Origin of the sequence: Ensifer adhaerens, from assembly GCF_001270265.1 — a bacterium.
GTDB lineage: Bacteria > Pseudomonadota > Alphaproteobacteria > Rhizobiales > Rhizobiaceae > Ensifer > Ensifer adhaerens_B.
Genome location: NZ_LGAP01000013.1, coordinates 124,352 through 150,056 on the forward strand (window position 1 = coordinate 124,352; position 25,705 = coordinate 150,056).

Sequence of the window (25,705 nt, forward strand, 5' to 3'; positions counted from 1 at the left end):
CTTCAGATCTGCATGCGCGCGATTTCGAGGTAGGCGGTCACCACCTTGTCGCGGATCGCGATTGCGGTCTGGAGCGACTGCTCGGCATTCATCACCGCATCGACGACTTCACGGGTGTTCGCCTGGCCGCGGATGCCGTCGAGCGATGCGCCTTCGGCCTTCTTCATGGCGCCGATGGCGTCGGTCGCCATGTCGCCGAGAACCGAGGCAAAGCTCTGGGATTGCGGGGCGGCCTGGGTAGCGGCAGCTGCACCGAAAACCGACGACGAAGAGGACGTAAGGCGAGTACCTTCGGCCTCTTTCATGACCGAAAATGCGCCGACAGAATTAATTGCGTCGATCATTATTGTGATGCTCTCAACAGGTCGATTGTTTGGGAAACCAGGTCGCGCGACTGCTTGATCGTCTGCAGGTTGGCCTCGTAGGCGCGGTTGGCTTCGCGCATATCCGCCATTTCGACCAGGATGTTGACGTTCGGCATCTTGACCATGCCCTTCTCGTCGGCGGCCGGGTTGCCCGGATCGAACTCGATGGTGAAGTTCGAATCGTCCGTGCCGAGCCGCTCGATCTCGACAAGCGACGCGCCGCTGGCCCTGTCGACCTCGGCTGCAAAGCTGATCGTCTTGCGCCGGTACGGATCGGCGCCGGGTACGTCGCCGGAGGAGCGCGCATTGGCGATGTTTTCGGAAACGATACGCAGGCGGGTCGATTCTGCCTGCAGACCGGAGGCCGAGACCTTCATGGCCGAAGTCAAAGGATCCATGGTTGTTACTTCCGTACCGTCATGAGCATCATTCGGTGAAACGCTTTGACGAGCCCGGCACTGAGCTCGTAGTCGCGCTTGATCTCACCGGTCTTCATCATTTCCTGCTCGATCGCGACGCTGTTGCCGGATTGCTGGATCTGAACGCCGTCGAGCATGCCGACCTCGGCCACCTGCGAGGCTTCGAGGCTCTCGGTGAAGTGCGCCTTGTGGGTCGCGGCCATCTGGATGCCGGTGTTTTCCAACACGCTTTCGAACGGCTTGACGTCCTTGGCCTTGTAATGCGGCGTATTCGCATTGGCGATGTTGCCGGCCACCACGTTCTGGCGGACGGTCAGCCACTGGGCCTGCCGGGACGCGAGTTCGAAAAGCTGAATCGGTTGCATCAAAAGCTCCATGCTTGGTGATGCGAACCTAGGTCGGTAATCTTGCGTGGGACTTGTCGTTGGAAACAAGCTTGGCGCGGGCGCCGGAACACGTCCGGATGCGCACGACATCATCCGCTGCGGATTACGATGAATCCGCGGCAGAGAAAGACTTTCAATAAATGCAGTGGCTGGTCAGTCGGCCTGATAGACGTCGCCGCTCGAAGTGATCATCACCCAGCGTCCATCGCGCTCTTCGAGTGTCGCGAGGCGCGTGTTGTCGGGCAGGATCGAGCCGATGCGCACGATGTACATGCCGGTCGTATCCTCGATCAGAGCGCGGCCGTTGGCCACATGCATCAGCTTGAAACCGGACTTGCCCGGGAACGGCTGCTCAAGCCCTTCCTTCGGTTCCGCACCATCGGCGGCCGGACCGCCGCCAAGGCTTGGAATGGTCGCCGTCGTCAGTTGGTCGATCGCCGCGACGGTCTCGCCATCCATGTCGGACATTGCCAACGGCGAGACGGACAGAACGCTGCGCGCCGGTCGCTCCGGCAGATCGCGTGTCGAGCCCTGCCAGAGCGGCGGCATCGTGAACTTGTCCTGGTTGAAGAAGGCATACCAGGGAAAGAAGGTCGCGAGAGCCGCCAGCATGATGCCGGTCGCGGCCAGCGCCTTGTCGATCATCGGCATGCCGGAATCGCGTTTGCGCTGATGGATCGTTTCGTCCGCGTCGTAGTCGGTCAAACCCATTACCTCGGCCTCATCCCTGCTGCACCCGGCTGATTGCCCATCGCCGCGGCTTTCAGCGCGCCGGCAAGGTCGGAAAATGCATCCTGCGTCGGCGGCTCACTCGCCGTCTGCGTCAGGACGTCGTAGATCACCGGCACCTGTTTGATCGCCATGTCGAGATCGGGGTCGCCGCCCGGGCGATAGCCGCCGATCAGGCGCAGGTCGCGTGTTTCCTCGAAGCGGTGGATCAACGCCTTCAGCCGCGACACCAGCTTTTCCTGGTCCGGCGTCCAGGCCTTGCGCGCCAGACGCGAGATCGACGCCAGCGGATTGATCGGCGGATAGCGCCCCTCTTCCGCCAGGCTGCGTTCGAGCACGATGTGTCCATCGAGAATGCCGCGCGTCGAGTCGGCGATGGGATCGTTGTGGTTGTCGCCGTCCACCAGGATCGAGATGATCGCGGTGATGGTGCCCGCCCCCTCGGCGCCCGGGCCTGCACGCTCGAGCAGGCGCGGCAATTCGGTAAAGACCGAGGCCGGATAGCCACGGGCGATCGGCGGTTCGCCGGACGCGGTCGCCACTTCGCGGATGGCATGGGCAAAACGGGTGACGCTGTCGACGATCAACAGCACGTTGTCGCCGTTGTCGCGATAATGCTCGGCGATGGTGACGGCGGTCAGCGGCGCCATCTTGCGCAGCATCGGACTTTCGTCGCTGGTCGCGACAACAGCCACCGATTTGGAAAGATTGTCGCCGAGCGTGTCCTCGATGAACTCGCGCACTTCGCGGCCGCGTTCGCCGACCAGCGCGATGACCACCTTGTCGAAGGCATCGGCGCGCGCAAGCATCGACAGAAGCGTTGATTTACCGACGCCGGAACCGGCAAAAATGCCGAGGCGCTGCCCGAGGCAGAGCGGCGAAAAGATGTCGATCGCCCGCACACCGGTGCGGAATCCCTGTTCCACGCGCTTGCGGGTCATCGACGGCGGCGCCGTATTGGAGATCGAGCGGCGGACATCGCCCTGCAGCAGCGGGCCGAGGCCGTCGATCGGTTCGGCAAGCGCGTTGATGGCCCGGCCGCACCATTGGTCGGTCGGCGCAATGCGGAAGGCGCCCTTGCGGATGACAGTGTCGTGGATGCCGATGGGGTCGCCCGGCTCGATCGGGCAGACGACCACACGCTCGGGCTCCACCCGGACCACTTCGCCGAGATGCGTTCCAGTCGAACTCTTGTGTGCGACGAAATCGCCAAGCCGAACATGTCGCGACAGGCCGGTCACGGTATAGTGGCCCGGAGAAATTGTCTGGACGTGGCCGCCCGGCGCAATCGAGTGTTCAGGTTTGGCGTAGCGTTCGACCAGGCCGGCAAGGGCAGCCAGCGATGTCGATGCGGCGCTCGTCTTCAGGCCTTCGCGTTCCATTCCGTTTCCCGTCACGCCTTAGCGGCTGCCACCGAGCGTCTTGATCGCTTCATCGAGCGACCCTTCGCTGTCACGCATCAGCGCGGTGATGTTGTCGAAGGCGCGGGTGACCATGATCAACTGCGACATTTCCGCGACGGCGTTGACGTTGGATTCCTCGAGGAACCCTTGCATGACGCCGACGTCGAAGCGATCGACGACCGGTTCCGGCTGTACCGCCGGGAGCACGGCGCTGTTGTCGAGGCGCATGAAGCCCTTGCTGAAGTCCGCCTGGTAGAGGCCGAGCGAGGCGACGGCGACACCGTTCTGGTGCAGGGCACCATCTGCGCCGACGGTCACGTCGCCGGCCGAGCCATTGAGCTGGATCGGCGCCCCGCCGGTGTCGAGAACCGGATAGCCGCGAATAGTGACCAGTTCGCCGGTTTCGGTCAGGGTGAAGCGACCGTCACGCGTCAGGGCCGGACCCGAGGGCGTGTCGATCTGGAACCACGCGTCGCCCTTGACGGCGAAATCCAGCGCGCCGCCGGTGCGCGTCAGCGAACCGTTGCTGGTATTGAGGAACTCTTCGCCCTTGCTGACGTAGGAAACCTTGGTCGGCTTGGTATCGCCGAGCATCTGGTTGAACTTCACTTCCGTGCCGCGGAAACCGACGGTGCCCGAGTTTGCGATATTGTCGGCAAGTGTATTGAGGCGCTTTTCAAGCGCCATCTGCGACGAAATCGCGACGTAAAGACCGGTCTGCACGTTCAGCGTCCCCCGAGTTTCAGACTGTTGATGGACAGGAGCAGATCGGAAGAGATGCCGTAGCCGCTCGACGAGCCGAAAACCGCAAGCGGGTCATAACCGTCCGTTGAATTGTTGATTTCCCAGAGGGCGGTAAAGCGATCGAGAAAGTCCGTCAGCTTGGCCGGATCCTGGAAGTCCTTGAGGTCGATTGCCGCCTCATAGGTAGCCGCCTGACGGTCGACCTCGGTGCCGGCGAATTCGTCGGGCAGCTGCAGCGCGGTGCGTACCACCTGCGCCAGCGCCTCGTCGGCAATGATAGCGTAGCCGCTGGTGATCGATGGCGCCATGCGGGCGAAATAGAGCGCGAGCCGCACGCCGGCATTCTCCTCGCCGGCGCTCTGCTCGAGCGTCTGGCGGGCGTATTTGTCGACAACGCCCTTCTGGGCGCGATCGAAGGAGGTGGCAGCCTCACCCTGGCGGGCGAAATTCAGCGATTCGGCCAGCTGCTTGTAGCGGCTGTCGGTCAGCTTATTGGCGAAGGCGTCCTCGTTGTCGACGCCCTCGGTCAGCACCTTGCGCATGAAGGCCTTGGCGTAGCCCATGTCTTCAAGGCCGTGTGCCTTGATCGCGTAGTCGTAGAGGCGCGTGTCGGCGAAGAACTGGTCGATGGTTTTGATATCGCCGATCTTGGAGAGATAATATTCGGTCTCGCGGGCGACGTCCGGCTCCTTGGCGACGCGCTCCAGCGACTTGCCCAAGTCGGCTGTGATCAGCTTGTAGCTCGTATAGGTCGTAGTCACGATCGGTCGCCCTTAGCGGAGTGAGACGGGCGCGACTGGAGAGCCGGCCATACCAAATCCTGACCGAATTGGCTTGCGCGAACCTGTTCCACGCAATGATTTCCGCGGCCTCGGCGGCCAGCCTCACGCAAGGAAGAAACCTTATCCCGTTAGACGAAAATGGGATCGTGACGGGTATCGAAAATGAACATCATCATCGGGCTTCTTGTGACTTTCGGCTGTATTCTCGGCGGCTACGTGGCCATGGGCGGCCACATGGAAGTCCTCAACCAGCCTTTCGAACTGCTGATTATCGGCGGCGCCGGTATCGGCGGCTTCATCATGGCCAACTCCATGAAGGTGGTGAAGGATACCGGCAAGGCCCTTGGCGAAGCGTTTCGCCATAAGGTTCCCAAGGAGCGGGAATATCTCGATACACTCGGCGTTCTCTACTCGCTGATGCGGGATCTCCGAACAAAGTCGCGCAACGAGATCGAAAGCCACATCGACAACCCCGAGGAATCCTCGATCTTCCAGTCGGCGCCGACCGTCCTGAAGAACAAGGAACTGACGGCCTTCATCTGCGACTACGTCCGCCTGATCATCATCGGCAATGCCCGCTCGCACGAGATCGAGGCGCTGATGGATGAGGAAATCCAGACCATCACCCACGACAAGATGAAGTCCTACCACGCGCTGACGATCATGGGCGATGCCTTCCCGGCGATCGGCATCGTCGCGGCGGTTCTCGGCGTCATCAAGGCGATGGGCGCGATCAGCGAAGCGCCGGAGGTTCTCGGTGCCAAGATCGCCGCCGCACTCGTCGGAACGCTGCTCGGCGTGTTCCTCTCCTACTCGATCGTCGCTCCGCTGGTCGCCAACATCAAATCCGTCCGCGAGAAGCAGAACCGGCTCTACATCATCGTCAAGCAGACGCTGCTTGCCTACATGAACGGTTCGGTTCCGCAGGTCGCACTCGAATACGGCCGCAAGACGATCTCGGCTTATGAGCGTCCTTCGATCGACGCCGTCGAGCAGGAGATGATGAACCCCGGCGGCGGCAGCGAAAGCAAGGCGGCTTGATCCGATGACGTCAGGAACAACAACAAACGTTCATCCGTTCGACAGGAAACTGCTGGCGCGCATGACCGGCGCGCTCGGCGACGACCGCGCGATCGGTCGAGTGGCACTCGATCTCGGCCAGGTGTTCGGCGAATTCCTCCCCGACATCTGCAAAGCGGAAACCGGCCTCGATATCGCCATCGGCTACGCTGGCTTCCGCACCGGACTTCGCAACAATCTGATCACCGAGCTCGGCCACGGCGTGCTGATCAGCGACGTCTCCTTGCGCAACTGGTGCCCGGACTTTCAAATCAGCTGTGACAGCCCGATCATTATCACCATGGTCGAGGCGCTGCTTGGTGCTGAGCCGACCGATATCGAAGAGCCGCAGCCGCGGACGCTTTCCCCGATCGAAATCGATGTCGCCCAACCGATCTTCGAAAAGATTGCCGACGTGCTCCGCACGGCCGTCAATGCATCGGGCGGCTTTGAACCGATCGTTGCCCGTGCCCACAACAGCGCGGCCCGCGGCAAACCCGACCCCGTGGTCGAGGACGTTCATGCGGCAGCGATCGACATGACGATCGGTTTCGGCCCGGTGCTGTCGACCTTCTCGATCATCGTGCCGCAAAGCGTGCTGTTGAAGACGCAGATCGTGTTTCCAAGGGGCGCCGGACAGAACCGCAAGCAGAAGTCCGAATGGACCGAACAGATGGAGGAGCAGGTTCGCCGCTCCGCCGTCACCATCGAGGCGCGGATCCGGCTCGAGAGCCTGACGCTCGAGACGATCAGTCGCCTCCAGGCCGGCGACGTCATTCCCTTCCACGATGCCCAGGACGTTCGCGTCGACGTGAATGCCAACGGCCGCGATCTCTATGTCTGCGAGTTCGGTCGATCGGGTGCGAAATATACCGTGCGGGTCAAGGACACCCACGGTTCCGAACAGGACATCCTTCGCCACATCATGAGTTAATTCGGCTCGCCGTCGCCAGGCAGTAGGCCTGAGGCAAGCTTCAACTGGAATAGTTCGCACATGGCACCCAAGAAAGCACCAATCAACGAACAGGCCGCAGTCGCTGTCGGAGACATGGAACTCGACCAGGCGATCGACGATCTGCGCGGTGTTCTCAAGAAGGACACGGACGCGCCGGCTGGCTTCGGCGCTGATTTCGGCAGCGAAGACACGCTCGGCGGCACCGCCGAATTCGGCGGCGACTTCGCCTCTCCTGCCGATGGCCTTGGCGCCTTTGGTGGCGACTTCGGTTCGGACAGCTTCGGCAGCGACCTGTCGGCCAGCCCGGCCGCCACGGATTTCGGCGGCAGCAGCTTCGGCGCCGGCGATTTCGGCGCATCGGCCTTCGATGCCGGTGAAACCGCCACCGATACGCCGCCCGGCAGCGGCATGACCGCCAATCTCGACCTGATCATGGACATTCCGATTGATGTCCAGATCGTTCTCGGCACCAGCCGCATGCAGGTCTCGGGTCTCATGAACCTGACCGAAGGCGCCACGATTTCGCTGGACCGGCGGATCGGCGAACCGGTCGAAATCATGGTCAACGGCCGCATCATCGGCCGCGGCGAAATTACCGTTCTCGAAGGCGACGACACCCGGTTCGGCGTCAAGCTCATCGAGATCAAGGGCAGCAAGAAGTCATAGAGCCCGATGATTGGGCGAGGGATGAATCCATGATGGATTTCGAGAGTTTTGAGGCACAGGCACTTTCCAGGCCTCTCAACCAGACGGATAAGGCAGCGGCCGTTCTCCTGGCGATGGGCAAGTCCGTCGCCGGAAAGCTGCTGAAGTTCTTCACCCAGAGCGAACTGCAGGCGATCATCGCCTCCGCGCAGTCGCTGCGGGCCATCCCTCCCCACGAACTGGAAGCGCTGGTCAACGAGTTCGAGGACCTCTTCACCGAGGGCGCCGGCCTCATGGACAATGCCAAGGCCATCGAGAGCATTCTGGAGGAAGGCCTGACGCCTGATGAGGTCGACGGCCTGCTCGGCCGCCGCGCCACCTTCCAGTCCTACGAAGCCAATATTTGGGACCGGCTGCAGGAATGCGACCCGATTGCGGTCGCGCTGCAGCTGGCCAAGGAACATCCGCAGACCATTGCCTATGTCCTGTCGATGATGCCTTCGAGCTTCGGCGCGAAGGTGCTGCTGCAGCTGTCCGAAGCGCAGCGGCCCGATATCCTGAAGCGTGCCGTCAACATGAAGGACGTGAGCGCGAAGGCAGCGGCGATCATCGAGAACCGCGTCATGGAAATGATCGGCGAGATGGAAGCCGAGCGCAATTCCGCCGGCCCGACCAAGATCGCCGAGGTGATGAACGAGCTCGACAAGCCGCAGGTCGACACGCTGCTCGCTTCGCTCGAATCTCTCAGCACCGAGTCAGCCAAGAAGGTTCGCCCGAAGATCTTCCTCTTCGACGACGTTCTCTACATGCCGCAGCGCAGCCGCGTTCAGCTCTTCAACGATGTCTCGACCGACATCATCACCATGGCGCTGCGCGGTTCGACCTCGGACCTGCGCGAATCGGTGCTCGCCTCCATCGGCGCACGCCAGCGCCGCATGATCGAATCCGATCTTGCCATGGGCGATGCCGGCATCAACCCGCGCGATATCGCCATCGCCCGCCGCTCGATCACCCAGGAGGCGATCCGCCTTGCTGCAAGCGGCCAGCTGGAGCTGAAGGAAAAGGAAGCGCAGGCTGCCTGATCCATCCCGACCGCTGCGGTCACCTTTCCAGAACGGCCGGAACCCCGGCTCGTAGAACCATAACGCGGGCCCTGAGCCCGCGTTTTTGCGTTGGCGGGATCAACGGCCCGCATTTCCTGTTGACCCTGCATGATTGCCCCGACGAAACCCTTGTCTGCCCTGGTTTCCGGGTTCACTACAAACAGCGCAAGATCAGCGCTGGCTTGCGGAAACCGGTCGGGAGACTTCCTGTCGCATGTCGGACGATCAGGATAAGGACAGCAAAACAGAGTCCCCGTCGGAGAAAAAGATCTCCGATGCCGCCGACAAGGGCAACGTGCCCTTCTCCCGCGAGGCGACCACGTTTGCCTCGACGGTGGCGATCTACATCTTCTTCGTGTTCTTCCTGACCGACGGCGCCAGCACGGTCGCCGCGGCGCTCAAGGACATTTTCGAACAGCCGGAAGCCTGGCGGCTGAACAACGCCACGGATGTCGTCGCCTTGATGACGCACCTCGCCTGGAAGTCGACGGCGCTGCTCGTTCCGGTCTTCGTACTGCTCATCGTCTTCGGCGTCGGCTCGTCGATCTTTCAGAACCTGCCGCGCCCGGTGCTCGATCGCATCCAGCCGAAGATGAACCGGATTTCGCCGATGGCCGGCCTGAAGCGCATCTTCGGCGTACAGGGCCTGGTGGAGTTCGGAAAGTCGCTGTTCAAGATCATCATCGTGTCGATCCTCGTGCTGCTCGTTCTCTGGAACGACTACTTCGCGACGCTCGACCTGATGTTCTCCGATCCGGTGACGATCTTCTCGGCGATGACGTCCGATCTCAATCAGGTGATGATCGTCATCATGCTGGCGACGGCCGTGCTGGCGATCGCCGATCTCTTCTGGTCACGTCATCATTGGTACACCGAACTGATGATGACCAAGCAGGAAGTGAAGGAGGAGATGAAGCAGTCCCAGGGCGACCCGATCGTCAAGTCGCGCCTGCGTTCCATGCAGCGCGACCGGGCGCGCAAACGCATGATTTCATCCGTGCCACGGGCGACGCTGGTGATCGCCAACCCGACACATTATGCCGTCGCGCTGCGTTACGTCCGCGAAGAAAGCGACGCACCGGTGGTGGTTGCGCTCGGCCAGGATCTCGTCGCCCTGAAAATCCGCGAGATTGCAGAGAAAAACGGCATCCCCGTCTTCGAGGATCCGCCGCTTGCGCGCTCCATGTTTGCACAAGTCTCGGTCGATAGTGTGATTCCACCCGTGTTTTACAAGGCAGTTGCCGAACTCATTCACAGGGTGCATGCGCAATCGCAACCAAAACGGATGACGTAACGCCGATGAAAAAGTGCGAATTCTCCGAGAGACGGGAACAGATAGTAGCCGAAGCGATCCGCCCAGTGGCGACCGAGTTGCGTCTCATCGACGCTGCGGACTTCATCGCTCTCCTGCGGTTCGAATCCTACGCCAGCCTCGCTGACCTCGTTGAATCGGCCGCCGAGCTCTACTTCCTGCCCGGAACGGTCAATTTCGGTCTCGGCGGCAACTACAACCTGGATTGGGACAGCGAACCGGAAATCGTGCTCGATCTCGAGCTCAAGCCGCGCGGCGTGACCATTTACGTGCGCCTCTCGCTCGGCAACGACACCGCCGGCATCGAGATCAGCCACATCGCCTTCCAGAACCCATCGGCGGATCCGGACGAGAATACCGCCTTTCTTGCAAGGAGCCTCACCGAAGCGAAGTTCATCAAGACCTATCAGTTGCCTCTGGCGAGCTGATGCATGGCGCCCGAAAGTGTGCACCGGTTTCGGGACGACGACATGCATCAGAACAACGGCCTAAAGCAGGTCAGATGAACCGGCTCGCACGCGATCTGCTTTACAGCGCCGCGCGCCTGTTCAGGCGCGCAAAGGTCGCTGTAACACTTTGATCTGCTGCATAATTTTGTCCCTAAATCGATTCCGATTTAAGGAATTATGCAGTAGGCCGTTCCGATTGTCAGCTGATGTAGCCGAGGCGAATGGCCTTGGCGATCGCCTGGATACGGTTGACCGAATCGAGCTTGGTCGTCGCGGCGCCGAGATAGGCGTTGACCGTGTGGACGGAGAGCCCCATCCGTTCGGCGATCTCTTCGCTGATATGACCGTCACCCGCCATTTGCAGGCAGGCGATCTCACGATCGCTGAGCGTCTCGGCCTGCACCATGCGCTTCTCGTCGGCCGCCAGAAGGTCGGTCATGATGGTGCAACTGCGGCCATGCAGGTCGACGACCTGTTCGGTCGTCGCATCGACGTAGCTGCCGGCGAAGACGACATATCCGTTGCCCTGGGCACCGAGCCGCACGGGAAAAGCGATACCGGAATAGGACAGCTTGCGCCCTTTCAGACGGTGGGCGAAGTGTCCGAATTCAGACATCTCCGCTGCCTGGTGTTCGCCCAGGCCGTCCCAAAGCACTGGCAGCAGTGACGTATCGAGATGCGCCGTCAACTCCTCGCCGTAGACGGTGATGAGGTCGTGCGCATTCGCTTCCGAGGAGATGCCCCAGTTGTCGAGCACGCAGGTCAACTTGCGCACCGCGCCCATGCCCTTGCCATTGAGGCGCAGGACGGCGAAATGCTTGGCGTTGATCTGACGCTGCATCGCCTGCAATCGCGTGATCAGGGTCGCCGCGCGCGCCGCCCTGCCGCTGCGACTGTGTCGTTGGTCGTCGTCGTTGCGTCCATTGGCGAGAAAATGGGTCATCGGCCTCGCCTCTCAGACCAGGTTGTTGCGGACGGCATAGGCAATCGCTTCCGAGCGGGTTCGCGTGGCCGTCTTTCGCATGACGCTGGTGATGTAGTTGTTGATCGTGTTGCGCGAGATCCCGAGAATGACGGCGATCTCTTCGCTCGTCTTGCCCTCGGCGATCCAGAAGAGGCACTCCAGTTCACGGTCGGTGAGTTCGAAGTCGCGATCGTGCCGCACTTCGGCGCGGGTGGTGAAGCTTGCGAGGTATCCTGCAAGCAAGGTCACATCGCGCAGGCTCTCCTGCGAGAGGATCACATCCTCGGGAACGAGCAGCATCAACGAGAAGCGCAGCCGCCCGACATTGAAGGTGACCGCGCAATATTCGCGGCTGATGCCGCGCGGCAGGTCGATGTCATCGGGCAGCAAATAGAACATTGGCTGCAGCACCGAGAGGCATTTTTCAAGCTCGGTCGTCTTGGCGTGAAGCCCTGTAACGATGCCCGAAAGGCGCCTGACAATGTCGAACGGCCAGTCCGAACAGACGACGAAGTCGAGGCCGTTGTCCTGAGAGAGATCGTATCGTGCCAGGAGATAATGGCTCGCTCCGACATATTCGGTCAGCGCCGCAAGCCCGCTTGCCAGATTGGCGCGCCCCGCCATTTCGCGCAGCCGCCGGAACAACTGATCACGCGTGAGCCCGCCACCGCGTATGCGTGTCGACGCTGTCGGCAAAGGCCAGACAGCTATGTCTGCTTGCGAAATGTCCATGATGTCAGCCCCCGTGCCGGATTCACCGCCCTGGAACCTGCGCTTGCACTGTCGCCGCCAACAGCCGGCCCAAGCCGAATATTACCACCAGTCGCAATTCAGGACGCGAATCAACTGTTAAAAATGTACATCCGTCCTCAAAAAAAACCACCGCCATCTTCTCGCTATTTTACTTCACCCCCCGTTCATGAAACGATTCGCCAAGATGCCGCTTCGTCATCACCGGATCCCGGCCCCGCGCAGCGCATCTTTTGACATAGCATTGATATATAAAAGAGTTTTACTGCTCGAATTGCCCCTGCTCCGCTGCCGCATCGACTTCGCGCAGCGCCGTGTGCCTCGCTGAGCGCAAATCCAGCCCAAATCTCGCCATTCAGGAGACTCAGGAGAAGCTTCGAATAGAGGCAGATTTTACTTTAGAGTGATGCCTGTGGCGGAAATGCATCAATTGTTCGATCGAACAACTGCAGTCTATCAATATATAAAATTCGAATACGTCACCGGTTATTATCGAATAATCCAATTTATATTCCAATTAACCTAGGTATTGACCCGAGCAGAAGCAGTAAACCGGCCCACCGCCCGCATCCGGGCAGCGACGGCGGAATCTAAAAATTAAGATCTCGTTAAAGTATTACAATCGCGGGCCGCACCCATGACTCCGGCGACGATGCAATGATTCTTGCCGCGGATTCAGCGGCCGATACCGGCAGCCGCAGAGACTCGCACAATATTTGCACCGGACATGGCGGCAATCCCCCGCATCCGCAACGCCATTGGAAACGAAAAATCCCGCCGGAGCGGCGGGATTTTTCTCTACCAGACGATTTCTGTGTGTGATCAGGCGGCTTTCTCGAGAGCCCATTTGCGCAGGATCTTTGCGGCGCGCTCTTCGCTGATCTCGACCATGCGTGCAAGGCGCCTTTCCGGCCCTTCCTTGACGCGGCGGTTGAAGCTGCCGGCGTCTTCACCCATGCTGAGAAGATCGTCGCCGCTGTCGAAGCCGAAGTCCGAACCGAAGCCGTCCATGAGGGCGCCACCAGCGCCTGCAGTTGCAGGAGAGAAGTCGGGCAGCTCAAGGCCGGCAGCTTCGCTTTCGAGCTGGCCGGCGTTTCCGCCGAGGCCGAGCTGCCGGGCGAGCGGCCGCATGCCCATCCACACCACCAGGAAGGCGACGACCACGAAGGCAAGCGCATTGATGATGCCGCCAAGGTTGCGCGTCAGCGTCTCCATGATGCCCGGGCCGGCAATGGCTTGATCGAGCAATTGCGTCTCGACGAAGTCCATCGCGTTCAACGTCACGACGTCGCCACGGTTCGCATCGATGCCGGCGGCTGACGACACGATCTTCTGCATCTCCTGGAGATAGGCATCGATCTTCGCCTGATCGGCGGGCTCGCCGACCATGGCGGCAAGGCGGCCGCGGTTGACGACCACGGCAATCGACAGGCGCTCGACCGTGTAGCTGTTTTTCACGGTCGCGATCGTCTTGCTGTTGATCTCGTAGTTGGTCTGTTCTTCCTTCTTCTCGGCCTGGTCGTTCGACTGCGGGCCGGCGCCGCCGCGCGGGGCGGCCTGCGGAATGTTCTGCTGTACGGTCGCGGCATTGTCCGGCTGCTGTTGGCTGGACTTCTGCTCTTCCTTGGTCACGCGGGTGGAGCGCTCGACACGCGATTCCGGGTCGAACATCGTCTCCTGGATCTGCTGCGTGTCGGTATTCAGGCGAGCCGTGACGCTGGTGCGGAAGTTATCCATGCCGAGGAATGGAGCGAGCGCGTTGTCGATCTTCTTCTCGAGCTCGGTCTGGACGTTCTGCACGACACCCAGCGACTGGTTGAGGGCGCTGTTGGCTGGGTCGTCGCCCGAAGCGAGAAGCTGACCGGTCGAATCGAGAATGGTGACGTCATCGACGTCGAGCCCCGGTACGGACGAGGCGACGAGATGGCGGATGGAAGCGGCGGCATTGCGGCCGACCGTGGCGCTGGCGCGGATCATCACCGAGGCGGTCGGGTTCTGGTCTGCCTTACGGAAGCTGCCGCGCTCGGGCATCACGATGTGGACGCGGGCGGCGGCGATACCGGAGATCTGTTGGATGGTGCGACCGATTTCACCCTCAAGCGCGCGAACACGGGTGACTTCCTGCATGAAGGAGGTCAGACCGAGCGAGCCGACATTGTCGAAGAGTTCGTAGCCGGCATTGGCGCTGCTCGGCAGGCCGCGCTCGGCCAGGAGCAGACGGGACTTGCCGGTCATGCCGACCGGAACCTGGATGCTGCCGCCATCCGCCCCGACATTGAAGTCGATGTTGGCTTCCGCAAGCGCAATGCTGATCTGAGTGACGTCGCTTCGCTCGAGCCCGACATAGAGCGTCTCGAACGATGGCCTGTTGACGTAGATACCGGCCCCCAGGACCATGCCGACAGCGATAATGCCGGCGGCAGCCAGCGCTATCAGCTTGCCTTGCCCCAGACTGGCGAGGTTCTTCGTGAACATCGAAAATTGATTCAACAGACTCATTCTGTTTCCGCACCCAGTATCGCAGGACGTTCGAGCCGGTCATCCGACGAGCGCCCTGCGCAGTTCCAACATTTGGTTTTCTGGGTTTCGCGTACCCCGTACGACTTCCAATACACGCGAATCCATCAGCCCCGATCGGGACCGTAGGAAACGAAACTTGCGCGAACTTGGCTTTCGCCGACAGTCTCGGGGAATTCGGGGGATGTATCTGTAGATAAATCTGGCTGCGTCGACGATCGATGCAGCCTCGGCGGCTAGAACGCTTCGAAGTCGCCCGCCGCTTTCGTCAGCGGCTGCGAATGGCCGTGGCGCAGCATGCCGTTGCCAAGTGCCTTCTTCATGTCGGCAAGCTTGACCAGGTTGACGGCGGTGGTCACGTCGACCAGGCAGGTCTCAGGGATCGCAGCCGTGATGGTATCGATGAATTCGGCTAGGCCGCGGGTCTTCTGCACGGCAAGATCGATGCCCTGCAGCACCATCATGTCGTCAGGATTGTCGAGTGCCGCGGTGCCCCGACCGCCGAGTAGCTGCGGTTCGATCCGCTCGATGAGATAGGCGACGTCGTGCAGCTCGGTGACGACGCGCATCAAGACTTCGGGCAGCGATTCTTCCACGTGCGGCATGTGGGCCTGGTAGTCAGTCTGCATTGTCGGTTCTCACGTGGTTTTTCTAGCGATAGTGCAGGCGTATGGTTGCCTGCGGGGCAAGCCCCCGCAGGATCAGAAGAATTCGATCGAGCTTTCCACCGGACGCGGTGCGACCACCGGACGCTCTTCCAGCTGGACCGTGCGCTGGGTTTCCACCCCTGTCAGCGCGTACTGACGGGCGCGGCCCGACGACGGCCAGTATTCGAGCTTGCGGCCGTGTTCGCCGCCCGTGCTCTCGCCGACGATGCGGATGCCTTCGTCCAGCAGGAACTGCCGGGCAAAGGCGGCATTCTGCTCGCCGACATTCGAGAACCGTGCGATGGTCTTGGCGCCGCCGAAGATCTTGGCCTCGAGCCGATCGCGGCGGGCGCCCTGCTTCAGCAGACCGTTGATCAAGAGCTCCATGAGATGGACCCCATAGCGGGTCGCGTCGCCACCGGAAGCGGGCGACGACGCCGAGCCCGGCAGCAGGAAATGATTCATGCCGCCGACTCCGACCACGGGATCGCGCATGCACGCGGCCACGCAGGAACCGAGAATGGTCGACAACACCACATTGGGATCGTTGAAGACCTTGTACTCGCCCTGGATGACATGCACGCGCTTGCCGACGGCTTCCATGTTCATTTCAATGCCCCAAATACGGCTTCGATCGCGGCCTTCATCTTTTCGATGGTGAACGGCTTGGCGAGCACGTTGTTGGCCCCGAGCGCCGCCGCCTTCTGGACCAGCGCGCGGTCGCCCTGCGCCGTCAGGATGATGAACGCCGCCTTCTTGGTGGCCGGGTTGGACCGCACCGCCTGGAGCAGGCCAAGGCCGTCCATCTTCGGCATGTTGAAGTCGGAGATGACGAGGTGATGCGGGTTCTGGGCCATGATCTTCATGCCCTGCTCCCCGTCACCGGCGGCCGTGATCTGCTTGAAGCCCAGCTGCTGCAAGGCATCGCCCAGAAGCAACCGGCTCGTGACCTGATCGTCAACGATCAGTACTTTTATTTTTTCGGCGATGGACATTATTCGCTTCCTTCCTTCCGGAGCGCCGCTGTCTTCAGTATCTCTTCCCCGATGGAACCGAGGGGGAGCTGCGTTTCGACGGCGCCCAATTCATAGGCAACTCTCGGCATGCCGTAGACGACACATGTCTTTTCGTTTTGGCCGAAGGTCTTTGCCCCGGCATGCCGCATTTTCAGGAGACCGGATGCGCCGTCGCGGCCCATGCCAGTCAGAATGACGCCGATCGCATTGCGGCCGGCAAGTTCGGCGACCGAATCGAACAGCACGTCAACCGAAGGACGGTGCCCGTTGACCGGATCGCGATCGACAAGACGGCAGCAAGGCGCCGTCGGATTGGCAACCTGCAGGTGGCGCTCGCCACCCGGGGCCAGATAGACCTTGCCGATTTCCAAGCGCGCGCCATCGGTTGCTTCCTGCACCGTCGGTGCGCACAGGCGATTGAGCCGTTCGGCAAAGCTCTTGGTGAAGGTGTGCGGCATATGCTGCGTGATCACCGTCGGCGGGCAGTTCACCGGAAACTTCTGCAACACGGTGATCAGGGCCTCGACGCCGCCGGTGGAGGCGCCGATCGCGATGATCTTGCGCCCTGCCCGATACTCCGAGGCACCGTTGACATTGGCTGCTGTCGGCGCTGCCGCCTTGTTGCCGGTGATGATGAACTTGCGCTGCGAGCGTGCGGCCGCCTTCACCTTGTCGACGAGACCGGCAAAAGGATTGGGATCACCCGGAAGCGGCTTTCCGACACAGTCGAACGCGCCGATTTCAAGTGCTGCGATCGTCGCCTCTGCACCCTTGTGCGTCAGCGTCGAGACCATGATGACCGGCATCGGGCGCAGGCGCATGATCTTGTCGAGGAATTCCAGGCCGTTCATGTTCGGCATCTCGATGTCGAGCGTCACGACATCGGGATCGAGCTGCTTGATCGCCTGACGTGCTTCCATTGCATCGGCCGCCTGGCCAACGACGGTCACGCCGGGATCGGAATTGAGAACTGCGGTGATCAGGCCACGCATGGTGGCGGAGTCGTCGACGACGAGAACGCGAGCGGGTGCGGTCATACCCGTCCTCCATGAAACTTGCCGGTATGGCGGTAGGTGGTGATGCCGATGTTGTCGAACTGCGACTTGGCGTCGCCCGACACACGCTCGGAATGACCGATGTAAAGATGGCCGTTGGTGGCGAGCATTCCGGCAAAACGCGACCAGATCTTCATCTGGGTCGGCTCGTCGAAATAGATCACCACGTTACGGCAGAAGATGACATCGAACGGCCCCTTGAACGGCCATTGCGCCATCAGGTTCAGCTCGTTGAAGGTGATGAGCCGCTTGACGCGGTCATCGATCTGCCACTTGAAGCGGCCACCGGCATTGACCTCGTTGAACCATTGCTTGCGCATGGCCGGGTTGACCGTCTCAAGCGCGGTGGCGTCATAGGCACCGGCCCGGGCCAGCGCCAGGATCTTCGGATCGATATCGGTGGCGAGAATGCGGAAGTCGTAGTCAGCCGCATTCGGCAGCAGCGACAGCACCGTCAACGCGATCGAGTAGGGCTCCTGCCCGTCCGAGCAGGCCGCCGACCAGATGCGCACGCGACCGCCGGCCTTGGCGCGGGCAATCAGCTCCGGCAGAACCTCCGTCTTCAGATGCTCGAAGTGATGGTTTTCGCGAAAGAAGCGGGTGAAATTCGTCGTCAGGTGCGAAAGCATGTCGCGGCGGGCGGCAGCACCTGCCGGCGAGGAGACCAACTGGCAGTAGTCGCGGAAGCCCTTGAGACCGAGGTTGCGGATGTGCTTCGACAGGCGGGAATAGACCAGCGACGCCTTGGTCTCGTTGAGGTAGATGCCGGCGTCGGCATAGATCATCGCTGCGATCTCGCTGAGGTCGCGGCGCGTCAGCGGATACTCGCCGCTTGCCAGGCATTCGTCGGGTGACTGCTTCTGTTCTAGAATGGCCTGGTTTCTCATGCTGCTTCCCTTTCTTCCTGCGGGAAGACAGATTCGAGTTCGATCAGGCAGATCAGCCGACCTTCGATCGCGAGCACGCCACGGGCGAAGCTCCGTTCGAATTCGGATGAGATGACATCCGGCGTCGGCTGGATCTTGTCGTCGGTGATCGTCAGGATGTCGGAGACGGCGTCGACGAGCAGTCCGACAACCTGGCTCTTCACCTGGGCGACGATGATGACATGGCGGACCGTCGGCTCGGCCGGCTTCATGCCGAGGCGTGCCGACAGATCGACGATCGGCAGCACCGCACCGCGCAGATTGATGATGCCGAGCATGTAGGCCGGCGCATGCGGCATCGCAGTTGCCGGTGTCCATCCGCGAATTTCGCGCACGGACATCACGTTCACGCAGAATTCCTGATCGCCGACGCGGAAAGCGATCAGCTCCCGTCCATCCGTGGTCAGACTTTTTGCGGCATAGGTCATCACATTCATCCGGCAGCAGCGAGAGACATTTCAGGCTTCAGCGACTGGCCGCGCGAGGCGGCCACGATCGTGTCGACGTCGAGGATGAGTGCCACCCGACCGTCGCCGAGGATCGTCGCGGCCGCGATACCAGGCACGTGGGTATAGTTGGCCTCGAGGCTCTTGATGACGACCTGGCGCTGGCCCTGGATGGCGTCGACCATCAGCGCACGCTGACCGCCACCTTCCGATTCCACCAGAAGTGCTACGCCTTCGACCGGGTTGGCCTGGCTGGCGCGGAAGTTGAGGATGCGACCGACATCGACCAGCGGGCAGAAGGAATTGCGGATCGAAATCAGCCGCTGGTTGGAGCCGAAGGAGTGGATTGCGGCGGCTTCCGGCTGCAAGGTCTCGACGATCGCCGTCAGCGGCACCACCAGCGTCTGGTTGGCGACCGTGACCACCATGCCGTCAAGCACGGCCAGCGTCAGCGGCAGGCTCATGGTGAAGACCGAGCCGTGGCCGGGCTTCGACGAGATGTTGATGCGGCCGCCGAGCGCCTGGATCGAGCGCTTGACCACGTCCATGCCGACGCCGCGGCCGGAAATGTCGGAGATCTTGTCGGCGGTGGAGAAGCCGGCGTGGAAGATCAGATTGTCGATCTCTTCGTCGGAGAGATTGGCGTCCGCGGCAATCAGATCGTTGTCGATCGCCTTCTGGCGCACCTTCTCGCGGTTGATACCGGCGCCGTCATCGGCAAGCTCGATGACGATGCGGCCCGACCTATGCTTGGCCGTCAGGCGCACCGTGCCTTCGGCGCTCTTGCCGGCGGCAAGCCGCTTCTCCGGCGTTTCGAGGCCATGATCGACGGCGTTGCGGATCATGTGCGTCAGCGGTTCGGCCAGCTTGTCGATGACCGTCTTGTCGACTTCGGTGTTTTCGCCTTCGGTGATCAGGCGGACCGATTTTCCGGTCATGTCGGCGATTTCGCGCACGATACGCGACATGCGCTGGAACACCGGCTTTACCGGCTGCGCACGGATCGCCATCACCGAGTCCTGGATCTCGCGAGTGAGCTGCTGCAGCTCCTCGAGGCCCATGTTGATCGACGATGTGCCGTTAGCGTCGTTTTCGACCACGCTCTGCGACAGCATCGCCTGGTTGATCACGAGTTCGCCGACGAGGTTGATCAGGCGGTCGACGCGATCGAGATCGACGCGGATGGTCGGTGTCGCGGCGGATGCTGCTGCCTGTTGCGCGGCTGCAGATTGCGCCGCAGCGCTGGCGGCAGCACCGGCCGATTTTTCAACGGGTGCACGAGCGGCCGACTGCGCCATCTGCAACACGTTGCTGGCGGTGCCGGCAGCGGAAACGGCCGCATCGCGGATCTGCTGCTGTGCTGCCAGCTGTTCTTCTTCCTCGATCACGCCGACCGGGCCAACCGGCTCGTCGTCGAGGATCGAGAGGTCGAACGGTACCGGCTGCATCGGCAGCTCCTCGCTCGGAGCGGCAGCACCGTCGGCAACCAGCGAAACCTCGAGGTCGCAATCCCACTCGGCGAATTCGAACACGGTGCGGATCGCGTCCTCGCCCTTGTCCGTCTTCAGCGAGATCTTCCAGGAGAAGTAAGCGGTCTCCGGGCTCAGGCGGTCGAGCGTCGGAAGTGCGTCCATGTCGCAATGGATGTTCATCTCGCCCAGGCGGGAGAGGTCGCGCAGAAGCAGCGTTGCCTCATTGCCCTTGGCGTAGAGATCGGATTTCGGCCTGAAGACGATCTCGTAGGTCGGCATCTCCATCAGCGCCGGTTCATCCGCCTCGAAATCGTCGAAGGAGAACGCGACGGGCTGGAAGCCTTCATCGTTGACGACGGGGGCAACAACCGGGGCAGCCTTGGCGACAGGCTCAGGAGCGGCCGATGCCTGCAGCACTTCGCCATTGGCAAGAGCCTCGAGCTCCTTGATCAACTGGCGGCTGCGTGCCTCGTCGACGCCGCCACCATCACGGGCGGCGTTCGTCAGGTCGGCCAGAACGTCGGCCGACTTCAACATCACCTTCAGAACCTCAGGACCGGGGTCGAGCCTGTTGGAACGAACGCAATCAAGTGTCGTCTCGAACACATGGGCGAAGGAGACGAGGTCGTCGAGCCCGAAGGCGCCCGCGCCACCCTTGATCGAGTGCACCGCGCGAAACACGGCATTGACCGTTTCCGGATCGCGGTCGCCGTCATTGAGCTTCAGAAGACCCGATTCCAGTTCGGCGAGTTGCTCCTCGCACTCCTGGAAGAAGATCTCTTTGATTTCGTTCATATCCATTGGAGGCTATCCTCGGACTTCAGGCCGTTACGCGCTCGATTGCATCAATCAGTTTGGTCGGGTCGAACGGCTTGACGATCCAGCCGGTAGCACCGGCCTGGCGGGCGCGGTTCTTCTTTTCGGCGTCGCTTTCCGTGGTCAGGACCAGGATCGGGATAGCGCGGCAACGGTCGTTCTTGCGCACGCCTTCGATGAAGCCGAAGCCGTCGAGACGCGGCATGTTGATGTCGGTGACGATGACATCAGGATTGGCTTCTTCGAGAACCTCGAGGCCCTCGACGCCGTCCTCTGCCTGGATCGTTTCGAAACCGGCATTGTTCAGCGTCACCAGAAGCATGTTCCGGATCGTCCGGGAGTCGTCGACTGTCAGAACTCGCTTTTTCATTCCTCAAATCTCCTTTGCCATCAGATGGTCGATGTCGACCCCGATGAGCTGTGTCGTTTTCTCGAAAGCGTCCGACACCTTGCTGAAGGTGAAAGACAAATGATCCTCTTCCCAAGTCTTGGCGCCGGCCATCAGCACCTGGACGCAGAGCGTTCCCACCCGCTCGACCGCCGAGGCATCGATCGTGAGATCGCTGCCCTTCAGGCCCAAAAGCTTCTCATGCAGCGCGGTTGCTTCGTTCAGGTCCAACACCGGAGCGAGGCTGAGCGTCTTCTGAGCGGTCTTCTTGCTGGCCATACCTGTTTTCCTTGACTGCTAACTCTTGAGTGCCCTTGAGATCAGCGTTGCCAACCGGCGAACTGACGTTGCGGACCGTCATCGAACAATGGGGCCGTCAGTTCATCGTCGGCCGCGGCCAGAGGAGCCGCGAGGCTGCGTCCCTGGCTGGCAGTCGATGTTGGCGAAGCCGCGTGGCGACGTTCGACGCGGAACCTGCGGATCGTCTCGCCAAGCTCGACGATGACATTGTGCAGATCGTCCGAAGACCGGACCGTTTCGCCCGCCATTGCGGCGCTCGCCTGCACGGCTTGCGAAATCGCTCCGATGTCGGAGGCAACGCCCCTGAGATCGCCGACCTGCTGCTCCGCCTCGCGGGCAATGCCTGAGACGGCGGCGTTGATCGACGTCACCTGCTGGACAATGCTGCTGATTGCATCCTGCGTGCGACCGACGATCTCGACGCCGGTCTCGACCTGGGCCTTGGTGCCCGTCACCAGCTGCTTGATTTCACGCGCCGCTTCGCCGGAGCGCTGCGCAAGTGCGCGCACTTCCTGGGCGACGACGGCAAAGCCGCGGCCGCTGTCGCCCGCGCGCGCAGCCTCGATGCCGGCGTTCAGCGCCAGGAGATTGGTCTGGAAGGCGATCTCGTCGATGACACCGATGATCTGGCCGATCTTCTCGGCGGACGCCTCGATATCGGCCATGGCGGAAATTGCCTGGCCGGCAATCTCGCCGCTGCGCTCGACGGCGACCCGCGTCTCGTTGGCTTTTGTCTCGGTGACGCTGATGCGGCTCGAGCCCGTGGCCATGCGTTCGGTCATATCGGCAAGTGCTGCAATCTGGCCCGACAGGGCATCGGCTTCAGCCGCGGCCCTTTCGGAGAAGCCGGCCGCACCATCGCGAAGACGTCCGATGGACGTCTCCGCCGCCTGGCCGCGTTGGTCGGCCGACTGCAGGCTTTGCTGGATCGTGTCGAGTGCTGCATTCAAGCTGGCAACGATCGGCTGGTAGGCATCCGGCGCGTTCTGCGACAGGCGCACGCCGAGGTCGCCCTCGTTCAAGCCCTTTGCGAAGTCGCCGAAAAGGGCCGTTACCGCCTGCTCGTCGGCGCTGTGCTGGTCGGCGAGCTGGCGCTGGTGCTGCTGACGGAGGGCGTTGAACCGAAGCGAGACGCCGATCTCGGTGTCGACGAAGACGGTACGGACGAGTGCCGCGACCAGATCGCAGAGTTCCTTGCGACGCCCCCTGCCCATCGGCAGGAAAGATTTCGGCCAAGCCTCTTCGATGAGGCCGACCAGCAAATGTTCAAGCACGACGGCGTGGCTCGCCATCTGCCAGCGCGGATCGAGGCCCATGCGGTTTGCGGTATCGGCGAGCACCTTGACGCGCTCGGCATAAAGGCCGTCGAAGCGCGCATCGGTCAGCACGTTCCAGTGCGAGGACTGGATGTCCTGCAGGCGCTCGAGCTGCCGGTCGCTATCGAAGTGCCGGGCCGCGTCAGGATAGCTCTGCAGGCGCTGGAAGAGATCGCGAAGTGCCGCGTCGATGCGGGGGGAGAGTTTCTGCCTGATATTGCGGACGCGGGAACAGCTGCCGTCGTCGAGCCCGGCAAAACGCAAGCGCTCCAGCAGACTGCCTGCCTGGCCCTTCCTTGCCTGTTCTGACGATGTTTCCTGCCTCAACGCTCAATCCCCGGCTTTGCATGCTCGGAATTTGCCTGGGGAGGATCAGGACAGTCCACGGTCCACCGGACGTGCACGCCACATCATTGAGATCAGCCCCCGCCGCTTAGGCGTCTGCTATCGTCCATCCCGCAAGTAAATTCGATGACGAATCGATACCGGACCGGAACCGGTACGGCGGGGCGGCATCATGCCTTGAGGAGACTGTGAATTTTCCCATTCCGACGTGTGGGACAATGTTTATGGTTAATTCCTTGCTTGAAGGTTAACGGTTGATGGCCTGTAACTGGATTCACTAACATTCGCCGGGTGTTTTCGGGCACTGTTTTTGCGGTGCAGCAATGCCGCACTATTAGCCGCGAATTTCAACAGGTTTTCACTCACAAGAGTTTAGAATTGTACTTCTACTTGCGCTCGCGTATCGAAGCGAAAGTGAAGTGGGCGCAGACCGCGCGGAAGAAACCTTTGCAGCAAGCAGAGCGACATCATGACGATGCGCTGACGGGAAACGAACAATGATTGTTCTTGGAATAGGCGCCGCTCTCACAGCAATCCTGACAATGATGGCCGTATCCATCGTGCTCAATCTTGAGCATAACCGCGCGACGAACCGCAGCTCAGTTTTCTGAGAAGAAAAACGGGCGCCATCGACGCCGACGCGCCTCTCATGCGGCGGCGTTACTTTTCCGATATTTCATGATTGCTGATCGCCCGCGCCAATTTGCACGTGGCTTTTCGTTAGCGACCGCCAGTTTTCTGCGTAACGCGCAAAGTTTTCGGGAACGGGTCCGGCGAACGGCTGCACACCGGTTCGCACATGACGCCCGTCGACAAGGCTCGCGGCCCCGAGGCTCGTGCCGGTCACATTATGACCATCGGCAAAAACCGGGCGCCCGGTTGCCGCTTGAAGCATGCGCAGATAGGCGGCATTTGCGGCAAACGGCCCTTCGACCACGATATCCCCTCGCGCGCCGATGAGATCGAGGCAGGTCGCCGTCATCAGCGCCAGATAGAAGGAGACGGCCGCGGTCTTCTCCGAGGGCGTCAACGTGCCTTCGTCCATCGTCCAGCAGGCCTTGTTCGAGGGGAAAGGCCCGGAGCCTTCGGGAAGCGAAGGCAGCAGCATGTGCCCCGCTGCAACAACTGCGCTTTCGTCCTCAAACGACGAGGATGCGGCGCCATCGCCGAGCAACAGCGAGAAGGCGCGACCGCCCATGAAACGCGCCGAGGGAACGGGATCGCCAAGCGCGTTGACGTTGATCAGCGTGTCTCGATGTTCATCGAGCGTCACCTCGTCGGCACCGACCGCCAGCATCACGACCCAGGTGCCGGTCGACACGACGGAAAACGGCGCTTGCCGGGTCAGCAAATGCGGTAGCAGAGAGGCATTGGAATCGTGAATGCCGCAATAAACAGGTGTGCCACTTGGGATGCCGGTGGCCGCACAAAGTTCAGGCAACAACGCGCCGACGATTTCGTCTGCCTTGCGGACCGGCGCAAACAGGTGCCGCCAGCCCTGGCTGTCCACCAATGATGAGAAGGTGCCGGCGTTCGGATTCCAGAGATCGGTGTGGCAGCCGAGCGAGGTCAGCTCGTTGACCCGGATGCCGGTCAATCGAAAGGTCCAGTATTGCGCATAGGTCAGGATCGTTGCGACCTTGGCGAAGGCGTCGGCAAAGGTCTGCTGCTGCCAGAACAGCTGGGCACCGACATTGAGGCCCATTGGCAGACGCGCGGATCCGGTTTCCGCGAAAGGCGGGCGAAGGCGCTCGTAGGCGTCCGAGAGCGTATCCGGCCCGCCGAATTCGTAGTCGAGCACCGGCAAGGCAAGTCCGCCGGCTTCATTGAGAACGACCGCCGTCGCTCCGTGGGTGGTGATCGAGATCGCCTGCAAGGGATGCTCGGCTTGGAGCGTCTTCAGACTATCGAGCACGAAGTCCCAGAGGCGCTCGACATCGAAATGCGGATAGGGATCGCCCTCGACCACGCCGTTCGCAGTCTTGCGCACGGCAATCTCTTCGAAGCGATCGAGATCGACCGCTGCGACCTTGGCATTGGTCTTGCCGATGTCGATGACGCCCACGATCCGCATCGGGTCAGCTCATGTGAAAGACGGTTTTGAGCGGCACGGCGACAGGTTCGTTATCCCTACGCGTTTCCATAATGTCGGCCATATGCGCCCACCACTTCTGCATCACGGGATGAGAGGGCAGATCGGCCATGCCATGATCGTCCGTTCGCCAGAGGACGCCGAAAAGCAGATCGTTCTCTTCGTCGAGATGGATGGAATAGTCCGAGACGCCTGCCTCTTTCAGCAAGGCCACCAGTTCCGGCCAGATGGCGTCGTGACGCGCGGTATATTCCGCGGCCATTCCCCGATTGAGCCGCATGCGGAAGGCGTATTTTTCCATGGA

28 protein-coding genes are annotated in these 25,705 nt (G+C 61.5%); 6 read left to right on the forward strand and 22 right to left on the reverse strand.

Annotated elements, in window-relative coordinates; all coding sequences use genetic code 11:
* Positions 1–2 precede the first annotated feature (2 nt).
* The 7 genes from AC244_RS19430 to AC244_RS19460 form a co-directional block, all read right to left on the reverse strand.
* On the reverse strand, positions 3–344 hold the full coding sequence (locus tag AC244_RS19430) for a flagellar hook-basal body complex protein FliE (RefSeq protein WP_053250467.1): 342 nt from the start codon (positions 342–344) through the stop codon (positions 3–5).
* Positions 344–763, reverse strand: coding sequence for a flagellar basal body rod protein FlgC (flgC, locus tag AC244_RS19435; protein WP_053250468.1), 420 nt, complete (start codon positions 761–763; stop codon positions 344–346). Before flgC ends, AC244_RS19430 begins: the two co-directional genes overlap by 1 nt.
* Before the next feature lie 5 nt (positions 764–768).
* Positions 769–1,149 carry a flagellar basal body rod protein FlgB gene (gene flgB, locus AC244_RS19440; RefSeq protein ID WP_053250510.1) on the reverse strand — a complete coding sequence of 127 codons (381 nt, stop codon included), beginning with the start codon at positions 1,147–1,149 and terminating at the stop codon, positions 769–771.
* A 174-nt stretch (positions 1,150–1,323) separates the two neighbouring features.
* Positions 1,324–1,881: a hypothetical protein gene (locus AC244_RS19445; RefSeq protein WP_053250469.1), complete on the reverse strand. Its 558-nt coding sequence runs from the start codon at positions 1,879–1,881 to the stop codon at positions 1,324–1,326.
* Complete coding sequence (fliI, locus tag AC244_RS19450; RefSeq protein WP_025425916.1) at positions 1,881–3,281, reverse strand: flagellar protein export ATPase FliI; 1,401 nt, start codon at positions 3,279–3,281, stop codon at positions 1,881–1,883. The genes AC244_RS19445 and fliI overlap by 1 nt, the downstream gene beginning before the upstream one ends.
* 18 nt (positions 3,282–3,299) lie before the next feature.
* A complete protein-coding gene (gene flgF / locus AC244_RS19455) occupies positions 3,300–4,025 on the reverse strand; it encodes a flagellar basal-body rod protein FlgF (RefSeq protein ID WP_053250470.1) in 726 nt (241 codons plus the stop codon).
* A gap of 2 nt (positions 4,026–4,027) precedes the next feature.
* The gene (locus tag AC244_RS19460) at positions 4,028–4,807 is read right to left on the reverse strand and encodes a DUF1217 domain-containing protein (RefSeq protein WP_053250471.1); all 780 of its coding nucleotides are present in this window, start codon (positions 4,805–4,807) and stop codon (positions 4,028–4,030) included.
* 183 nt (positions 4,808–4,990) lie between these two features.
* Here AC244_RS19460 and motA point away from each other — a divergent pair, with 183 nt between their 5' ends.
* The 6 genes from motA to AC244_RS19490 all read left to right on the forward strand — a co-directional run bounded on the left by motA (position 4,991) and on the right by AC244_RS19490 (position 10,330).
* Complete coding sequence (gene motA / locus AC244_RS19465) at positions 4,991–5,869, forward strand: flagellar motor stator protein MotA (RefSeq protein ID WP_053250472.1); 879 nt, start codon at positions 4,991–4,993, stop codon at positions 5,867–5,869.
* 4 nt (positions 5,870–5,873) lie between these two features.
* Positions 5,874–6,821 carry a FliM/FliN family flagellar motor switch protein gene (locus AC244_RS19470; RefSeq protein WP_053250473.1) on the forward strand — a complete coding sequence of 316 codons (948 nt, stop codon included), beginning with the start codon at positions 5,874–5,876 and terminating at the stop codon, positions 6,819–6,821.
* Positions 6,822–6,881: 60 nt separating this feature from the next.
* Positions 6,882–7,508, forward strand: coding sequence for a flagellar motor switch protein FliN (gene fliN / locus AC244_RS19475; protein WP_053250474.1), 627 nt, complete (start codon positions 6,882–6,884; stop codon positions 7,506–7,508).
* A gap of 29 nt (positions 7,509–7,537) precedes the next feature.
* Complete coding sequence (gene fliG, locus AC244_RS19480; RefSeq protein WP_053250475.1) at positions 7,538–8,569, forward strand: flagellar motor switch protein FliG; 1,032 nt, start codon at positions 7,538–7,540, stop codon at positions 8,567–8,569.
* A 235-nt stretch (positions 8,570–8,804) separates the two neighbouring features.
* Positions 8,805–9,884, forward strand: coding sequence for a flagellar biosynthesis protein FlhB (gene flhB / locus AC244_RS19485; protein ID WP_053250476.1), 1,080 nt, complete (start codon positions 8,805–8,807; stop codon positions 9,882–9,884).
* Between the two features lie 5 nt (positions 9,885–9,889).
* Positions 9,890–10,330, forward strand: a complete 441-nt coding sequence (locus AC244_RS19490) for a hypothetical protein (RefSeq protein WP_053250477.1) — start codon at positions 9,890–9,892, stop codon at positions 10,328–10,330.
* Positions 10,331–10,550: 220 nt separating this feature from the next.
* Here AC244_RS19490 and visR read toward each other — a convergent pair whose 3' ends face one another.
* The 15 genes from visR to rhaM form a co-directional block, all read right to left on the reverse strand.
* A complete protein-coding gene (gene visR, locus AC244_RS19495; RefSeq protein WP_053250478.1) occupies positions 10,551–11,294 on the reverse strand; it encodes a transcriptional regulator VisR in 744 nt (247 codons plus the stop codon).
* 12 nt (positions 11,295–11,306) lie between these two features.
* Positions 11,307–12,047, reverse strand: a complete 741-nt coding sequence (visN, locus tag AC244_RS19500; RefSeq protein ID WP_053250479.1) for a transcriptional regulator VisN — start codon at positions 12,045–12,047, stop codon at positions 11,307–11,309.
* Positions 12,048–12,887: 840 nt separating this feature from the next.
* Positions 12,888–14,564: a flagellar basal-body MS-ring/collar protein FliF gene (gene fliF / locus AC244_RS19505; RefSeq protein WP_053250480.1), complete on the reverse strand. Its 1,677-nt coding sequence runs from the start codon at positions 14,562–14,564 to the stop codon at positions 12,888–12,890.
* A gap of 254 nt (positions 14,565–14,818) precedes the next feature.
* On the reverse strand, positions 14,819–15,211 hold the full coding sequence (gene cheT / locus AC244_RS19510) for a chemotaxis protein CheT (protein WP_053250481.1): 393 nt from the start codon (positions 15,209–15,211) through the stop codon (positions 14,819–14,821).
* Positions 15,212–15,283: 72 nt separating this feature from the next.
* Complete coding sequence (cheD, locus tag AC244_RS19515) at positions 15,284–15,838, reverse strand: chemoreceptor glutamine deamidase CheD (RefSeq protein WP_053250482.1); 555 nt, start codon at positions 15,836–15,838, stop codon at positions 15,284–15,286.
* Positions 15,835–16,224 (reverse strand): response regulator, encoded by a 390-nt coding sequence (locus AC244_RS19520; RefSeq protein ID WP_025425902.1) that lies wholly within the window; start codon positions 16,222–16,224, stop codon positions 15,835–15,837. Before AC244_RS19520 ends, cheD begins: the two co-directional genes overlap by 4 nt.
* Positions 16,224–17,282, reverse strand: a complete 1,059-nt coding sequence (locus AC244_RS19525) for a protein-glutamate methylesterase/protein-glutamine glutaminase (protein WP_053250483.1) — start codon at positions 17,280–17,282, stop codon at positions 16,224–16,226. Before AC244_RS19525 ends, AC244_RS19520 begins: the two co-directional genes overlap by 1 nt.
* The gene (gene cheR / locus AC244_RS19530) at positions 17,279–18,187 is read right to left on the reverse strand and encodes a protein-glutamate O-methyltransferase CheR (protein ID WP_053250484.1); all 909 of its coding nucleotides are present in this window, start codon (positions 18,185–18,187) and stop codon (positions 17,279–17,281) included. Before cheR ends, AC244_RS19525 begins: the two co-directional genes overlap by 4 nt.
* On the reverse strand, positions 18,184–18,654 hold the full coding sequence (locus AC244_RS19535; RefSeq protein WP_053250511.1) for a chemotaxis protein CheW: 471 nt from the start codon (positions 18,652–18,654) through the stop codon (positions 18,184–18,186). The genes cheR and AC244_RS19535 overlap by 4 nt, the downstream gene beginning before the upstream one ends.
* A 5-nt stretch (positions 18,655–18,659) precedes the next feature.
* Positions 18,660–20,945, reverse strand: coding sequence for a chemotaxis protein CheA (locus AC244_RS19540; RefSeq protein WP_053250485.1), 2,286 nt, complete (start codon positions 20,943–20,945; stop codon positions 18,660–18,662).
* A 19-nt stretch (positions 20,946–20,964) separates the two neighbouring features.
* On the reverse strand, positions 20,965–21,330 hold the full coding sequence (locus AC244_RS19545) for a response regulator (RefSeq protein WP_053250486.1): 366 nt from the start codon (positions 21,328–21,330) through the stop codon (positions 20,965–20,967).
* A 3-nt stretch (positions 21,331–21,333) separates the two neighbouring features.
* Positions 21,334–21,627, reverse strand: coding sequence for an STAS domain-containing protein (locus tag AC244_RS19550; protein ID WP_025425896.1), 294 nt, complete (start codon positions 21,625–21,627; stop codon positions 21,334–21,336).
* A 41-nt stretch (positions 21,628–21,668) separates the two neighbouring features.
* Positions 21,669–23,291 (reverse strand): globin-coupled sensor protein, encoded by a 1,623-nt coding sequence (locus tag AC244_RS19555; RefSeq protein ID WP_053250487.1) that lies wholly within the window; start codon positions 23,289–23,291, stop codon positions 21,669–21,671.
* A gap of 694 nt (positions 23,292–23,985) precedes the next feature.
* Complete coding sequence (locus AC244_RS19560; protein WP_053250488.1) at positions 23,986–25,383, reverse strand: FGGY-family carbohydrate kinase; 1,398 nt, start codon at positions 25,381–25,383, stop codon at positions 23,986–23,988.
* Positions 25,384–25,387: 4 nt separating this feature from the next.
* Complete coding sequence (rhaM, locus tag AC244_RS19565) at positions 25,388–25,702, reverse strand: L-rhamnose mutarotase (protein ID WP_053250489.1); 315 nt, start codon at positions 25,700–25,702, stop codon at positions 25,388–25,390.
* Positions 25,703–25,705 lie beyond the last annotated feature (3 nt).

What these genes read in the sequence shown, in the direction of transcription:
- AC244_RS19430 (WP_053250467.1), bottom strand. Translation starts at nt 344, where the DNA reads ATGATCGACGCAATTAATTCTGTCGGCGCATTTTCGGTCATGAAAGAG.
- flgC (WP_053250468.1), bottom strand. Translation starts at nt 763, where the DNA reads ATGGATCCTTTGACTTCGGCCATGAAGGTCTCGGCCTCCGGTCTGCAG.
- flgB (WP_053250510.1), bottom strand. Translation starts at nt 1,149, where the DNA reads ATGCAACCGATTCAGCTTTTCGAACTCGCGTCCCGGCAGGCCCAGTGG.
- AC244_RS19445 (WP_053250469.1), bottom strand. Translation starts at nt 1,881, where the DNA reads ATGGGTTTGACCGACTACGACGCGGACGAAACGATCCATCAGCGCAAA.
- fliI (WP_025425916.1), bottom strand. Translation starts at nt 3,281, where the DNA reads ATGGAACGCGAAGGCCTGAAGACGAGCGCCGCATCGACATCGCTGGCT.
- motA (WP_053250472.1), top strand. Translation starts at nt 4,991, where the DNA reads ATGAACATCATCATCGGGCTTCTTGTGACTTTCGGCTGTATTCTCGGC.
- AC244_RS19470 (WP_053250473.1), top strand. Translation starts at nt 5,874, where the DNA reads ATGACGTCAGGAACAACAACAAACGTTCATCCGTTCGACAGGAAACTG.
- fliN (WP_053250474.1), top strand. Translation starts at nt 6,882, where the DNA reads ATGGCACCCAAGAAAGCACCAATCAACGAACAGGCCGCAGTCGCTGTC.
- fliG (WP_053250475.1), top strand. Translation starts at nt 7,538, where the DNA reads ATGATGGATTTCGAGAGTTTTGAGGCACAGGCACTTTCCAGGCCTCTC.
- flhB (WP_053250476.1), top strand. Translation starts at nt 8,805, where the DNA reads ATGTCGGACGATCAGGATAAGGACAGCAAAACAGAGTCCCCGTCGGAG.
- AC244_RS19490 (WP_053250477.1), top strand. Translation starts at nt 9,890, where the DNA reads ATGAAAAAGTGCGAATTCTCCGAGAGACGGGAACAGATAGTAGCCGAA.
- visR (WP_053250478.1), bottom strand. Translation starts at nt 11,294, where the DNA reads ATGACCCATTTTCTCGCCAATGGACGCAACGACGACGACCAACGACAC.
- visN (WP_053250479.1), bottom strand. Translation starts at nt 12,047, where the DNA reads ATGGACATTTCGCAAGCAGACATAGCTGTCTGGCCTTTGCCGACAGCG.
- fliF (WP_053250480.1), bottom strand. Translation starts at nt 14,564, where the DNA reads ATGAGTCTGTTGAATCAATTTTCGATGTTCACGAAGAACCTCGCCAGT.
- cheT (WP_053250481.1), bottom strand. Translation starts at nt 15,211, where the DNA reads ATGCAGACTGACTACCAGGCCCACATGCCGCACGTGGAAGAATCGCTG.
- cheD (WP_053250482.1), bottom strand. Translation starts at nt 15,838, where the DNA reads ATGAACATGGAAGCCGTCGGCAAGCGCGTGCATGTCATCCAGGGCGAG.
- AC244_RS19520 (WP_025425902.1), bottom strand. Translation starts at nt 16,224, where the DNA reads ATGTCCATCGCCGAAAAAATAAAAGTACTGATCGTTGACGATCAGGTC.
- AC244_RS19525 (WP_053250483.1), bottom strand. Translation starts at nt 17,282, where the DNA reads ATGACCGCACCCGCTCGCGTTCTCGTCGTCGACGACTCCGCCACCATG.
- cheR (WP_053250484.1), bottom strand. Translation starts at nt 18,187, where the DNA reads ATGAGAAACCAGGCCATTCTAGAACAGAAGCAGTCACCCGACGAATGC.
- AC244_RS19535 (WP_053250511.1), bottom strand. Translation starts at nt 18,654, where the DNA reads ATGACCTATGCCGCAAAAAGTCTGACCACGGATGGACGGGAGCTGATC.
- AC244_RS19540 (WP_053250485.1), bottom strand. Translation starts at nt 20,945, where the DNA reads ATGGATATGAACGAAATCAAAGAGATCTTCTTCCAGGAGTGCGAGGAG.
- AC244_RS19545 (WP_053250486.1), bottom strand. Translation starts at nt 21,330, where the DNA reads ATGAAAAAGCGAGTTCTGACAGTCGACGACTCCCGGACGATCCGGAAC.
- AC244_RS19550 (WP_025425896.1), bottom strand. Translation starts at nt 21,627, where the DNA reads ATGGCCAGCAAGAAGACCGCTCAGAAGACGCTCAGCCTCGCTCCGGTG.
- AC244_RS19560 (WP_053250488.1), bottom strand. Translation starts at nt 25,383, where the DNA reads ATGCGGATCGTGGGCGTCATCGACATCGGCAAGACCAATGCCAAGGTC.
- rhaM (WP_053250489.1), bottom strand. Translation starts at nt 25,702, where the DNA reads ATGGAAAAATACGCCTTCCGCATGCGGCTCAATCGGGGAATGGCCGCG.